The following is a 13,128-nucleotide window of genomic DNA, read 5'->3' as shown; positions in this document are numbered from 1 at the left end:
ACACCTCGGCCGCATGCTGATTGCCTGCCTCGCCTGTATAGCGACGCAGACTCAGGCCGAGCAAACGATGACAATTACCGTCACCAAGGGCTTTGGTATCACCCAATATGCCTCGGAGCTTGAGGATGCCAAGCAGCTCGCCGTCGGCGACAATGGCACTCTGTTTGTGGGCTCTGGCAAAGGAGGCACCATAACGGCGTTGGTCGACAGCAACAACGATGGGCGGGTAGATCGCCGCTATGTCGTGGGTAAAGGCCTGGATAATCCCGAGGCCATCGCCTTTCACAAGGGCCATCTTTACGTAGCCTTGGATGACAAAATCCTGCGTTATGAAGAGATTGAGCAGCGCCTTCGCCGCCCAGGCCGCCCCAAAGAGATTTATTCCAAACTCCCCGGAGATACCAAAAAGAGTTCCCGCTATATGGCGTTTGGCCCCGATGGCAGACTTTATATCGCCATAGGCTCGCCCTGTAACGTGTGTGAGTCAGAATCACCATTTGGTTCTGTTATCGCCATCAATGTGGATACCGGCGCCAGTGAGCAGATTGCGACCGGTGTACGAACCGTGAGGGGCATGGACTGGGCTCCGCAGGATGGCAAACTGTGGTTTGCCGATATCGGCCGCGACTGGATGGGCGACAACCTGCCTCCGGATGAAATAAATCGAATCGATATCAAGGGGATGCACTATGGATTCCCCTATGTGCACGCCACTGATGTGATTGAACCCGCCTACGAGAAGCCTGAAAACCTTAAGGTCGTGAGCCCGGTTTATGAACTGCCTGCCCACGTGTCTCCCATGGGCATGCTGTTTTATCGTGGTGAGCAATTCCCGGCGGAATACCATAACCAGTTGCTGGTGGCAGAAAACGGCTCCTGGAACCGCTCGAGCAAAATTGGCTACCAGATAGTGGTCCTGACCCTGGATAAGGGTGAAGTAAAGCGCCGCGAGACACTGATAAGCTTTCTGGACGGTGAGTTTCCGGTTGCCCGCCCCTATGGCATGGCATTGGGCGCCGACGGCTCACTGTTTATCTCAGACGATTTGAAAGGCAACGTTTACCGGTTCTTCTACAGGCATGAAGCCGAAGAAGAGGCGCCAACGCAGGAAGAGCAACCATGAGTGACGCCATTGACTTAAGCCTGGATGGTGTGGAGCAAATGCCCCTGAGGCGCTTCACCGAAGAGGCCTATCTCAACTATTCCATGTACGTGATCATGGATCGGGCCCTTCCCCATATCGGTGATGGCCTCAAGCCGGTGCAAAGACGTATCGTCTACGCCATGAGCGAGCTGGGTCTCAATGCCCAGTCGAAGCACAAGAAGTCCGCCCGTACCGTGGGTGACGTGCTGGGTAAATATCATCCCCACGGTGACAGTGCCTGTTACGAAGCCATGGTGCTGATGGCCCAGCCGTTTTCCTACCGCTATCCGCTGGTGGATGGTCAGGGTAACTGGGGGGCGCCTGACGATCCCAAGTCTTTCGCCGCCATGCGATATACAGAAGCCAGGTTGTCACGCTTCTCCGAAGTGCTGCTCTCTGAGCTCGGTCAGGGCACTGTGGATTGGGGCGTCAACTTTGACGGCACCATGAAAGAGCCCAAGGTGTTGCCGGCCCGCTTGCCGCACATTCTGCTTAACGGTGTAACCGGTATTGCCGTGGGTATGGCGACGGATATTCCGCCCCACAACGCCCGGGAACTGACCCGCGCCTGTATCGAGTTAATTGATAATCCTGCCACTGAGCTCAATCGCTTAATGGAACTGGTACCGGGGCCTGATTATCCCACAGAGGCGGAAATCATTACCCCCGCCGATGAAATTGCCAAGATTTACGAGTCCGGCCGTGGCTCTATCCGGATGCGCGCTGTCTACGAGATGGAAAACGGTGAGGTGGTGATCTCTGCGCTGCCGCATCAGGCCAGCTCCAGTAAGATCCTCGAGCAAATCGCCGCCCAGATGCAGGCGAAAAAGCTGCCGATGGTGACGGACCTGCGCGACGAATCCGACCACGAAAACCCGGTGCGACTGGTGTTGGTACCACGCTCTAACCGGGTGGATGTGGAACAGCTGATGGCCCACCTGTTTGCGACCACCGAGCTTGAAAAGAGTTATCGGGTTAACCTGAATGTGATTGGCCTGGATGGCCGTCCCAAGGTAAAAGGTCTGAAGGACATGCTGGCCGAATGGCTGGTGTTCCGTACCGAAACCGTACGACGCCGTCTGCAATTCCGTCTGGATAAGGTGTTGGCAAGACTGCATATCCTCGAAGCTTTGATGATTGCCTTCCTTAACATCGATGAAGTGATTGAAATCATTCGCTTCCACGATGAGCCCAAGGCCGAGCTGATGGCGCGTTTCGGTCTGTCTGACCGTCAGGCCGAGGCCATTCTGGAACTCAAGCTGCGCCATCTGGCCAAGCTCGAAGAGATGAAAATCAAAACCGAGCAGAGCGAACTTGAAGAAGAGCGAAATAAGCTGGAGCAGATCCTGGGTTCGGAGCGCCGTCTCAAGACCTTAATCAAGAAAGAATTGGAAAAGGATGCCGAAACTTACGGTGACGATCGCCGCTCGCCTCTGGTCGTGCGCGGAGAGTCCCGTGCCCTGACCGAACAGGAACTCTTACCCACCGAACCTGTGACAGTTGTGCTGTCTGAAAAGGGGTGGGTACGCTGTGCCAAGGGCCACGATATAGATGCAGGCGCCCTGTCTTATAAAGCGGGCGATGGTTTCCTTTGTGCGGCGCAGGGGCGCAGTAACCAGCAGAGTGTGTTTATCGACAGCTCTGGCCGAGCCTTCTCCACCGATACCCACACACTGCCATCTGCGAGAAGCCAGGGCGAGCCTATTACCACCCGCTTTAATCTGGCTCCGGGCGAAACCATGGAGCATGTGCTTCTGGGTGAAGAGCAGCACCACTACTTGCTCGCCAGTGACGCAGGTTATGGTTTTGTCTGCTCTTTTGCCGATATGATCTCCCGTAACAAGGCCGGTAAGGCGCTGCTCAGTTTGCCATCCGGCGCCAAGGCGCTGGCGCCTCGCCGGGTTGACAAAGACGCCAATCCGTCCATTTTGGCCATCACCAATGAAGGCCGCATGCTGGTCTTTGGGCTGGATGCGCTGCCGCAGCTGGCGAAGGGTAAGGGCAATAAAATTATCGGTATTCCCAGCGAGCGGGCGAAAAACCGTGAAGAGCTGCTGATACACCTGCACCTGGTGCCGGCCGACTCGGCCGTGACCCTGTGGGCAGGCAAACGTAAGTTGACGCTGAAGAGCTCCGATCTCGAGCATTACCGGGGTGAGCGAGGCCGGCGTGGCGCCAAGCTGCCACGGGGTCTGCAACGGGTCGACAGTGTCGAGCTGGGTGAAGGGGATACCCCGGCCCTGTAAGCTCTGCAAATGGGTGTGTTTGACGCACAGTAATAAAAAAGCACTGCCTGGCAGTGCTTTTTTATTTGGAACTGAGTCCCAGAATGCGCAGCTAAACTGCACCTTGAGTCGTTATGGGTCAGCAGCTTGAGCGAGATAGAAGTCTGCTTTATCAGGCGACTTCGTAGTAATTGGGTTCAACGTCCAGCTGGCGCTGAATCACTTCAAGGGTCGTTTGAATGCATTTGCCACACTGGCTGCCAACACCCAGACGTTTTTTCACCGCGGCCAGGGTGGTATCGCCCTGATGAACGGCTTCCTGGATTTGGGTATCTGTCACGGCATAACAAACACAGACATACATGGTGAAAAATGCTCCGGCGGTTGAATGATGTGGATTATAAATAAAAACCGTTCTCATCATCAATAACGCTTTTTTATATAGGTGAGCTATTTCTCACTTAGCGGTTATCTGAAAATGGACTAACCCAATCCCCAAATCCGGCAAAAACTGTGCTTGGCCGGTAGTGGTCAGGCTTTCTATTCTTCGCTCTTAAAGCTGACCACCAATAAAAAAAAGCGCACTCGGCGCCTTTTTTACAAAATTTCAATGTCTTGCATTAGTTTTGCGGATTGGCTTAATAGCCCCGTTCGAAATTGACCCTGTGAGACAGAGTCTCTCCGAGCAAAAACTTGTGGTAATTGCTGCTGAAGATCTCCGCAACCTGTTCGGGAAAGCTCGGCGCCGCGATATGAGGGGTGACTATGACGTTGCCAAGTCCCCAAATAGGGTGCTCTTCCGGCAACGGCTCCTGATTGAATACATCCAGCACCGCTTGCTGCTGCGGATGCTGCCTGAGCTGACGCTCCAGAGCATCCAAATCCAGCACGTCCCCCCGGCCGAGATTGAAGAGCACGGCATCGGGTTTCATCCTGGCCAGTATCTCTTCATTTAATATCCCCCTGGTGGCCTCGGTACTCGGTAGAATACTGGCAATGGCATCGGCCCTTGCCATGAGTGTCGGCAAGGACTCCAGGGTAGCCACTTCATCAAAGCCCACGGTGGCCTTGGCGCTGCGATTGATGCCAGTCACTCTCATGCCGAAGTGTTTTGCGGTTTGCGCCAGATGCTTGGCGATGGAGCCTGTGCCAAGCAACAACAGCTCTGATCCTTGCAGGGTCTTGTAACTGCCCGGCAACCAAAGTTTTTGCTGTTGTTGGCTCTTATAAAGCGCATGTTCCCGTTGGCGGGCGAGCAGGTAACCGAAGAGGTACTCACTCATCAGTGGGCCGAAAATGCCCCGTACATTGGTGAGCAGATAGTCACGGCGCTGGCGGGGTTTAACCAACAAATCGACCCCGGCGAAGGTGGACTGCATCCAGCGCAGCCCTGAGGCATGGTTTACGAGGGGAGCTGCCAGCCCGGGCTCTGCCAGCCAAATGTCAGCCAGTCGGATATTGGCCGGGTTATCATCCAGCAGTTCAAGCTCCGGAAGATGGCAGGAGGCGAGCAGGCTGCGGTAACGTTCGTTTTCACGGGTCAGAAGCAGTAGCTTGTGTCTCAAGGTATGTTCCCCTTATTCTTGTAGTTATTGCGCTATCATAACTACTTTAGTCGTATGGAAACAATTCAAGTACTCTGTAATAAGTTGGCGGTATCCCTTCACCCCTGGATGTCGGAAATTGCCACTGCACTGGTGGCCTGTGTGCTCATCGTATTGGCACCGGATATCAATCGTGCACTGCAAAGACTGGTGGGGGCGCGTCACTTTGTCGTGCGCACCAGCCTGTTTATCCTCATCAATGCCTTTGGGTTCGGCATACTCATCGTCTGGCTTGCACCGCAGCTGGCTGCCGGGCTCAGAGGGCTGACAGGCACCTGGTTGGTGCCTGTGCTGGTGTTAAGTTTTATCTTTATCGGTGTATGGGCCCAGCGCCAGCGTCAGCTGTGAACTCTGATTGTGAACTCTGGCTGAGCACTCTGGTTGTGCACTTTGGTTATGCACTCTGGTTATGAACAGTCAGCCAAACCAATGCCGATAATCGCAGTTTGACGGCTCGCCAAGGGCCTTTCGTGCCAGGTCGGGGTAATTGGCAAATACCCCGTCTACCCCCATGGCAGCAAGGGCGCGGATATCATCGCCATCATCCACAGTGTAAACGTATACCTTCACGCCCATGGCGTGAGCCTGGTCCACGATAGCCTGACTGATAAAACTGACATCGAGATGCAATGACCAGGCCTGCATTTGCCCGGCGATAGCGGCACCATCCAAAGGCAGCGACCCCAGCAGCGGTGCCACCCTCGCCTCGGGCACATCCACCTTGAAATTGGCCAGCTCCGGATGATTGAACGAAGAAATCAGCAGCTGCTCGGGTGAATAACCCAGCTCAGCCATGGCCCTGTGGTACAGGGCCTTCATAGGCTCGCCGGTATGAATGCCCTTTAATTCGATATTCACTATGCAGCGGGCATTAAGGAGTTCGAGCACCTGCCACAAGGTCGGGATGGGCTCGCCGCGAACCGACAGCTTTTGAAGCTCTGCCAGTGTGTGGCGATGGATGAGCCCCTTGCCATTGCTTTTGCCTTCCAGGCGCCTGTCGTGGAACACCACCAGCTCACCCTCGACGTTATGCACGTCAAGTTCCACTGCTTCTGCCCCCAACTCCAGTGCCAACGCCATGGCCTTTAGGGTGTTTTCCGGGGCGTAACCGCTGGCACCCCGGTGAGCGAAAATTAACATGGATTCTCCTTGGCTCAGCGCAGCTGGATTTGGGTGTCACGGCTTGGCACACCCCCTTGATTGATGGTGATTTCCATCTGGGGATAAGCCAGCTCCAGATTGTTTTCTTTCAGCTTGCTGCTGATACGTTTGTGCAGATCGTGCCTCAGTGGCCAGCGGCTGCCCATATCCTTGGCATAGGCCCTCACTTCATAATCCTGGGTGTGTTGACCAAAACCGGCGAACCAGACTTCGGGCTCAGGTGTATGCAATGCATGCTGGCATTCCTTGATGGCCTGATAAAGGCTGGCTTCGACCTTGGCGGGATCGGAATCTCTGGCAACGGCCACCTTGATGATCACCCGGGTTATTGGGTCGGACAGCGACCAGTTGATCAGCTGCTCGGTGATAAAGGCTTTGTTGGGGACGATAATTTCTTTTCGGTCCCAATCTATGATGGTGGTGGCCCGAATTTGAATTTTGCTGACGGTACCTGTGAGATCGCGAATGGTGACCGTATCGCCGATACGCACCGGCTTTTCAAACAGTATGATAAGACCCGAGATAAAGTTGGCAAATATCTCCTGCAAACCAAAACCCAAGCCCACCGACAGGGCGGCAATCAGCCACTGCAACTTGGACCACTCCATCCCCAGAGTCGAGAAGCCCACCAGGGTGCCTACCATCACCACCAGGTAGCGGCTGACCGTGGTGATGGCAAAGCCCGTCCCCGGAGTTAAGTCAAGTCGCTGCAACAGCACCAGCTCCAGCAAACCGGGCAAGTTGGTGGCTATCATCAGCGAGAACACCATGATAAGCACCCCAAAAAGCACTGACTTGAGGGTGATGGGCACCAGCTGTTCGCCACCGTCGATAATGGCGGTGCTGGTCCACAGATTAATACCGTCGAGGAAGGAAAACAGTGCCGAGTGGGTTTGAGTCCACAGGCCAATCAAGCTGGCCAGAAACGCCAGAATCAACAAAGACCGCACCAGCCCAAGTGACTGACTGGAAATGGTTTCGAGGTCTACTTTGGGCTCTTCGTACACATCCTGGGTGTCGGCGGACACGGTTTCTCCCCGCTCCCGCTGTGCCAGTTTTTCAGCCCGCTTCGCCTTGGCACGGTCAAAGGCGATGCGGCGCCGCTCAATCAGCATCCAACGCTTTATGAGTTGATACAACAGCAAAAAGCCCAGCGCCAGCAGCAGGGATATCTGCAGCTGCAGCATGAGCTGGAAAGAGGTGAAGTAAAAGCCGCGCAGTGCCAGCAGGGTACAGATGGCGGGGGTCAGCAGCAGCATCAACCACAAAAAGCGCTGCAGCAGACGGCGGTTTTTCCCTTCGGGTTCGTGGCTCTGTCGATAGCCTCTGGCGTATTTGAGGATATCGCGATAGAACCACAGCAGTTGCAGACACAGCAAAATAAAGGCGCCCCGGCCGAGACTGTTTCTCACCAGAGAGACATCCAGAATTTCGGTGAAACTGACCACGGCGACCAGGGGCAGGGCCAGTAGCATGGCGGCCTTAAGACGCTGTTTCCCGTGCTCTATTACCTCTTTGGGTCTGCGGAAATGGCCTATCAGCAGGCCTTTCTCAATAGAGAGCAGAAACATAAAGCGGTAAACCAGATAGACACAGCCCGACACCAGGATCCCGGCACCCACCGCCTGCACCAGATTGTACTGACTGAGCATGAAAAAGCCGCCGGCCAGCACGATGGGAGCGGGGCGAAGCAGGGCATAGCCCAGAGTCAACAGCAGGGTTTCGAAGGTGTACTTGAAATCATCCTGGGTCACATTGCCAACGGGCTGTAAAAAGTGATCCATGGCTTTATCAAATCGGGGGCGGGCCACATCCTGAACTACCCAGAAGAGCACCAATAAAATCAGCCACCACGACCAGTAATCACTCTGCTCATCCAGCGCCAGCGACAGCTGCTGCCAGGGAGCCTGTTGAACCAGCCAGATCAGGCTGCGATGTAAATCTGTCAGCCAGAGCTTGCCGATGGGGGCGGCATTGGGTACCCAAAACAGATGCTCACTGAGGGTATTTTTCAGGGTGACATATTGGGCATTGAGCTCAGTGTGGCTCACCTTGAGTTTGGCCAACTCGCTCAGCAGCAAATCAAAACCCTGCAGCATCTGCTTCAATAGTTTTTGCTCAGCCAAGAGCAGGCTGTACTGGGCCTCGCTGTAGAGGGATTTTTGATCCAGCTGTTCCTGATTACGTGCCAGCTCCTGCTCCATCTGATAGCGGGCCAGGCGCGCATCGGCGATTTGATTTTGTAAATGTTCTGGATTGGGGGGCTTTGGCAGACTTTGCAACATCTGCAAAAAGCGTTCGCCAAAGGCGGAATTGGTTTTCACCCAGGAGATTTGTTCCTGAACACTGGACACCTGCAGTGACTGTTCCTGATAACGCTTTTCGGCCACTTCCTGCATGTCGACCACGTTGTCAATCTGCAGGGTCAGGGTCTGCAGTTTTTGCCCCAGAAGGGCATTGTTGGCTTGCAGTTGTTGCGAGAGGGCATCCTGGGCTTCTGTGCCTGCAGATAGGTTATTGGCCAGCGTCGCGTCGGTAACAGCCTGACGCTGGCTGCTGATGGCACGGTTCAGCTTTTCGATGAAGAGTTCCTGCTGCCTAAGTTGTGCCCGTACCAACTGCAATTTGAACTGCGTCAGTTCAATGCGTTTTTGGCTGGATGCCTGCTCAGCCTCCAGTGTTGCCAGGTTCTGCTCGTAATAGCGTCGCTGCGCTTGCTGCAATGCGCCGTTGGGGCTGTCCAGAGGGGCTTGGGGTGCCTTCTGATGCTGGATAAGGGCTTGTCTGGCATTCGCCACCGCCGTGGGCAATTGATTATGGCGTTGTAGCAGCGTGCTTTGCGCCTGTATCAGCTGAGTCTCTTCTTCCTTTAGGGTAGATAGCTGCAAATAGGCTGCCGATGCCTGCTGATTCAGATCCTGCCGTCTGGCCAATGGCAACTCTTTTTGGGTCGCCGCCAGTGCTTTTTGTAAGCGGGCCTTTTCATCGGCAAAGCCCAGTAGCTGCTGCTGATATTCAGCGGCCTGCTGGGCGAGGAGTTCGGCGGTTTCTGTCAGCTCCAGCGTCTGCTGCGAAACGCTTGGTTGGGGTGTGTTGCTTCCCTGGGAGAAGCCCAGCCGTTTTTCCAACTGCAATGAGGGGTTGGCGAGGGAGAAAAGCGGGAAAAAAAAGAGCGCAATCAGCAAAAAACGTAACATGGCACCAAACTTGGGCTGAAGTGAAATCAACTCACCCATGTTATCAAAGCCAGCAGGAATTGGTATGTCAGTCTAAGGCCTTTTTTTGCCTTTGCTGGCGGTGACTCTGTGCGGTTTCATACACTGCGGTGGATACCACCAACAGACCACCTATCAGGGTGCTGAGGTTGACTGTTTCACCAAGCAACAGAAGGGCCAGGACGGTGCCGTAGAAGGGCTGAAGACAGGACACCAAGCCTACCGTTTTGGCGCTTAAATGCCTCAGCGCCGAGGTGAATAGCGCATGGGGCATGGCGGTAAATATAACGCCGAGCAGAATCAGCAACTGCCAAACATCACTGGTCACTTCCTTTGGTGTCGATTCAACAAAACTGCCCAGAAAGAGCACGGCAACGAGGGTTTGATAGAACATGGCCTGGGGGCCTGTGTACTCGGCAAAATAGCGTTTGTGCAGCAAGTTGCGGGCGGTAAAGAGCGCTGCTGACAGCACACCAACCAAAATCCCCAGAGTAATATCGTTACCCAGACTTGCCTCGGGGATCAGCAGCGCCACGCCCGTGAGTACGGCCACGCCACAGACCAAGTCACGCAGGTGGGTACGGGTGCCATTGATAAGGGGTTCGACCAACACGGTCATCACCGGGTAGGTGAAAAAGGCAATCATGCCTATGGCGACCGAGGACATTTGCATCGAGGCAAAATAGGTGACCCAGTGCAGGCTAACGATGATGCCAAGAGCCAGTGCTATGCCATAGTCTCTGGTATTGCCAAGTCTGAGTGGATGGCGGGTGGCTTTGACTATCAAGGCCAACACCAGGGCGGCGATGGCGCAGCGATAAACGGTGATATCGAGAGCCCCGAGCGGGATAAGCTTGGAGAAAAGTGCGGTACCGCCAAACAGCAATACCGCAGAGTGTAACTCAAGCAGTCCCGACGAGGCCTTGGACATCAGTCCTCCAGCTTGGCGAAAGGCTGACCCATGCGGGTCACGGCTTCGGGTTTTACGTCGTCGGCAAAGTCATCGATGGCATCTTTGGCAAACAGCATCACCACAGTGCTGCCAAGCTTGAAGCGGCCCATTTCGGCGCCTTTTTCCAGCGTGAGAGCCTCAGGGCCTTCGGTGGGGTAATCCCAGGTAAAGACCTTTTTACCGGTAGGCGGCGTGACAGTGCCAGCCCAGACAGTTTCAATGCTGGCGACAATGGTGGCGCCCACGAGTACCATGGCCAGCGGGCCTTTTTCAGTCTCGAAAATCGCCACAACACGCTCGTTGCGGGCAAACAGACCCGGTACATTGCGGGCAGTCAGTGGGTTAACCGAAAACAGCTCTCCGGGCACATAGGTCATCTTCGACAGTGTGCCTTTAATGGGCATGTGAATCCGGTGGTAATCCTTTGGCGCCAGGTAAATTGTGGCAAAATCACCCTCTTCAAAACGGGCTGCATCGTCGGCCTGACCACCCAAAAGCGCCAGCGCCGAATAGTGGTGACCCTTGGCCTGGAAAATACGGCCATCCTCGATGGGACCCAGCTGGCTTACGGCGCCGTCAACGGGATGTACCATGATGTTCTCAGCCTGTTCTATGGGGCGCAGGCCGGGTTTCAGTTCACGGGTAAAGAAGTCGTTGAAGGTTTTGTAGGCTTCGGGGTTGGAATGCAGGGCTTCACTCATGTTGATGCCGTACTGCTTAATAAACCATTTAATGAAGGCGGTGGTTACAAAACCAGCCTCGGCGGCGGCAAATTTGCCGACGATGCGTGATACCAAATGCTTTGGCATCAGGTATTGGAGGGCGATTTTCACTTTGTCCACTTGTCTTTGTCCTTTTGCTTTCAATTTGTTGCCGGATCATTCTTCGTTGTGTCTGAAATGACGGGCGTGACGCTGTTCATCCAGACTGGCGATGATCCTGTGATAATTATTGAATCTGTCCTGATGGATTTTGCCGGCTTCCAGTGCTTCGCGAAGACTGCAGCCCGGGTCATCCAAATGCTTGCAATCACGGAATTTACAGGTGCCGAGGTAGTCGCGAAATTCGGTAAAGCACCAGCTGACCCTGTCGGGCGGCAGATGCCAGAGGGCGAATTCCCGTACGCCGGGGGAATCTATCAGATCGCCACCGCTTGGCAAGTGCAACAATCTGGCTGTGGTGGTGGTGTGTTGGCCAAGGCCCGAGCCTTCGGATACTTCGCCGGTCAGCAGTTCTGCATCGGGAAGCAAGGCGTTGATCATGGAAGACTTACCAACACCGGACTGACCGACAAAGACGCTGATTTTGTCGTTGAGCAGGGCTTTAACCGTGTCGATACCGGCTTTCGATTTACTGCTGACTTCGTACACCGGGTATCCGAGCGAGCGGTATCTGCCGAGCGCAGCTTCGATATCGGCTCTGTCCTCATCATTCATTAGGTCGATTTTATTGAGGATGATAACGGGGGAGATGCCCGTGTCTTCCGAGGCAACCAAATATCGGTCAATTATCTGGGTAGTAAAGGCCGGTACAACGGAGGAGACAATCAGGATCTGATCGATATTGGCGGCAATGATTTTTACGCCGTCATACAGATCCGGCCGGGTCAGTGACGAGGTGCGGGGATGTACGGCTTCCACCACGCCACCAATGGCGCTGCCATCTTCCAGAGCCTGACGGATAATCACCTTATCCCCGGTGACCAAGCTTTGTATGGTTCTGCGAATGTTGCAGCGAATGATTTCACCACTAATGATCTCCACATCGGCATGCTGACCGAAGCGGGAAATGACCACGGCGGGTTCTTCCTGACCGAGTGAACTATCCTGTAATTCAGGCGCCTGGTTTTCGAGTTTGCCGCGGCTGAGCCGCTTTTCATGATTGGCGCGCATACGGCGCAATTGGCCATGACTGAGAGGTTTCTTTTTACTCACAAAGCTGTCTTCGTCAATAATCTGATGTGGTTGGGGATAAAAAGCATTATGATACACGGTCTTTGACAAAAAAGCCTGAAAATACGGCGCGGGAACCAAAAGGCAGGTATATGGCTGCAGACGCAAAAAATCTTATTTGGATTGATCTTGAGATGACAGGATTGGAGCCCGAAGTGGACCGGATCCTGGAGATTGCCACCCTGGTAACCGATCAGGACCTGAACATCCTGGCCCAGGGGCCTGTGATAGCTATTCATCAGTCTGACGAGGTTTTGGCAGCCATGGATGATTGGAACCAGCAGCACCACGGTGCCTCAGGTCTGATAGAACGTGTACGAAGCAGCCAATACACAGAAGCTGACGCCATTGCCCAGACAATTGATTTCCTGTCGTTGCACGTCCCCAAGGGCGTTTCACCTATGTGCGGCAACAGCGTAGGGCAGGACAGACGTTTCCTGAACAAGTACATGCGCGAACTGGAAGATTTTTTCCACTACAGAAATATCGATGTCAGCACTATCAAAGAGTTGGTAAAACGCTGGGATCCTGAAGTGATGAAAGGCTTCAAGAAACAAGGCACCCACCAGGCGCTGCTTGATATCCAAGAGTCCATTGCCGAACTGCAGTTCTATCGCGACAAAGTATTTAAAATTTGAGCAAACGATAGATAAATCTGTGGCGGGGGGTTGCAGGCCATGGAAATTTTCATATAATGCGGCCTCACCTTTACAGTGGTACGTTGTGAAGGGTGAGTTCGCGACTCTAGCTCAGTTGCAGTAAGAAAGGACAATACCTCGATTACAGTTGGCTGACATAGAACGCAAAATGCGACATTAGCTCAGTTGTCAGTTGCAGTAAGAAAGGGCGATACCTCGATTACAGCTATCTGACAG

General features: G+C 54.1%; 11 protein-coding genes. 4 read left to right on the top strand and 7 right to left on the bottom strand.

What is annotated here, in order from left to right; all coding sequences use genetic code 11:
- The first annotated feature begins 13 nt into the window (after positions 1-13).
- Together K0H79_RS15840 and parC are read left to right on the top strand one after the other, a co-directional pair.
- Entirely contained in the window at positions 14-1,123 is a 1,110-nt protein-coding gene (locus K0H79_RS15840) for a sorbosone dehydrogenase family protein (protein ID WP_258405550.1), read from the top strand.
- Positions 1,120-3,390 (top strand): DNA topoisomerase IV subunit A, encoded by a 2,271-nt coding sequence (parC, locus tag K0H79_RS15835; protein WP_220065648.1) that lies wholly within the window; start codon positions 1,120-1,122, stop codon positions 3,388-3,390. Before K0H79_RS15840 ends, parC begins: the two co-directional genes overlap by 4 nt.
- 151 nt (positions 3,391-3,541) lie before the next feature.
- On the opposite strand, the gene K0H79_RS15830 is transcribed toward parC, so the two are convergent.
- Positions 3,542-3,733 (bottom strand): (2Fe-2S)-binding protein, encoded by a 192-nt coding sequence (locus K0H79_RS15830; protein ID WP_203324952.1) that lies wholly within the window; start codon positions 3,731-3,733, stop codon positions 3,542-3,544.
- Positions 3,734-4,007: 274 nt separating this feature from the next.
- A complete protein-coding gene (locus tag K0H79_RS15825; protein ID WP_220076455.1) occupies positions 4,008-4,934 on the bottom strand; it encodes a D-2-hydroxyacid dehydrogenase in 927 nt (308 codons plus the stop codon).
- A gap of 54 nt (positions 4,935-4,988) precedes the next feature.
- Here K0H79_RS15825 and K0H79_RS15820 point away from each other — a divergent pair, with 54 nt between their 5' ends.
- The gene (locus K0H79_RS15820) at positions 4,989-5,321 is read left to right on the top strand and encodes a DUF3392 domain-containing protein (RefSeq protein WP_220076454.1); all 333 of its coding nucleotides are present in this window, start codon (positions 4,989-4,991) and stop codon (positions 5,319-5,321) included.
- A 69-nt stretch (positions 5,322-5,390) separates the two neighbouring features.
- On the opposite strand, the gene K0H79_RS15815 is transcribed toward K0H79_RS15820, so the two are convergent.
- From K0H79_RS15815 to rsgA, 5 genes are all read right to left on the bottom strand, one after another.
- Positions 5,391-6,113 (bottom strand): glycerophosphodiester phosphodiesterase family protein, encoded by a 723-nt coding sequence (locus tag K0H79_RS15815; RefSeq protein WP_220076453.1) that lies wholly within the window; start codon positions 6,111-6,113, stop codon positions 5,391-5,393.
- Between the two features lie 14 nt (positions 6,114-6,127).
- Positions 6,128-9,331 (bottom strand): mechanosensitive ion channel domain-containing protein, encoded by a 3,204-nt coding sequence (locus tag K0H79_RS15810; protein WP_220078184.1) that lies wholly within the window; start codon positions 9,329-9,331, stop codon positions 6,128-6,130.
- A 67-nt stretch (positions 9,332-9,398) separates the two neighbouring features.
- Positions 9,399-10,280 carry a DMT family transporter gene (locus K0H79_RS15805; protein ID WP_220076452.1) on the bottom strand — a complete coding sequence of 294 codons (882 nt, stop codon included), beginning with the start codon at positions 10,278-10,280 and terminating at the stop codon, positions 9,399-9,401.
- Positions 10,280-11,143, bottom strand: coding sequence for an archaetidylserine decarboxylase (gene asd / locus K0H79_RS15800; RefSeq protein WP_220076451.1), 864 nt, complete (start codon positions 11,141-11,143; stop codon positions 10,280-10,282). The genes K0H79_RS15805 and asd overlap by 1 nt, the downstream gene beginning before the upstream one ends.
- A 36-nt stretch (positions 11,144-11,179) precedes the next feature.
- The gene (gene rsgA / locus K0H79_RS15795; RefSeq protein WP_220076450.1) at positions 11,180-12,235 is read right to left on the bottom strand and encodes a small ribosomal subunit biogenesis GTPase RsgA; all 1,056 of its coding nucleotides are present in this window, start codon (positions 12,233-12,235) and stop codon (positions 11,180-11,182) included.
- 110 nt (positions 12,236-12,345) lie between these two features.
- Between rsgA and orn the strand changes: the two genes are divergently transcribed.
- Entirely contained in the window at positions 12,346-12,891 is a 546-nt protein-coding gene (orn, locus tag K0H79_RS15790; protein ID WP_011761139.1) for an oligoribonuclease, read from the top strand.
- The last annotated feature ends 237 nt before the right edge of the window (positions 12,892-13,128 follow it).

It is taken from the genome of Shewanella sp. FJAT-52076, assembly GCF_019457455.1.
Classification (GTDB): domain Bacteria; phylum Pseudomonadota; class Gammaproteobacteria; order Enterobacterales; family Shewanellaceae; genus Shewanella; species Shewanella zhangzhouensis.
The sequence above is the reverse complement of the archived record's forward strand: the minus strand, read 5'-3'. Positions and strand labels throughout refer to the sequence as shown.

Bases quoted from the DNA above. Each gene is read 5' to 3' on its own strand.
- K0H79_RS15840 (WP_258405550.1), top strand. From the start codon at position 14: ATGCTGATTGCCTGCCTCGCCTGTATAGCGACGCAGACTCAGGCCGAG.
- parC (WP_220065648.1), top strand. From the start codon at position 1,120: ATGAGTGACGCCATTGACTTAAGCCTGGATGGTGTGGAGCAAATGCCC.
- K0H79_RS15830 (WP_203324952.1), bottom strand. From the start codon at position 3,733: ATGTATGTCTGTGTTTGTTATGCCGTGACAGATACCCAAATCCAGGAA.
- K0H79_RS15820 (WP_220076454.1), top strand. From the start codon at position 4,989: ATGGAAACAATTCAAGTACTCTGTAATAAGTTGGCGGTATCCCTTCAC.
- K0H79_RS15815 (WP_220076453.1), bottom strand. From the start codon at position 6,113: ATGTTAATTTTCGCTCACCGGGGTGCCAGCGGTTACGCCCCGGAAAAC.
- K0H79_RS15810 (WP_220078184.1), bottom strand. From the start codon at position 9,331: ATGTTACGTTTTTTGCTGATTGCGCTCTTTTTTTTCCCGCTTTTCTCC.
- K0H79_RS15805 (WP_220076452.1), bottom strand. From the start codon at position 10,280: ATGTCCAAGGCCTCGTCGGGACTGCTTGAGTTACACTCTGCGGTATTG.
- orn (WP_011761139.1), top strand. From the start codon at position 12,346: ATGGCTGCAGACGCAAAAAATCTTATTTGGATTGATCTTGAGATGACA.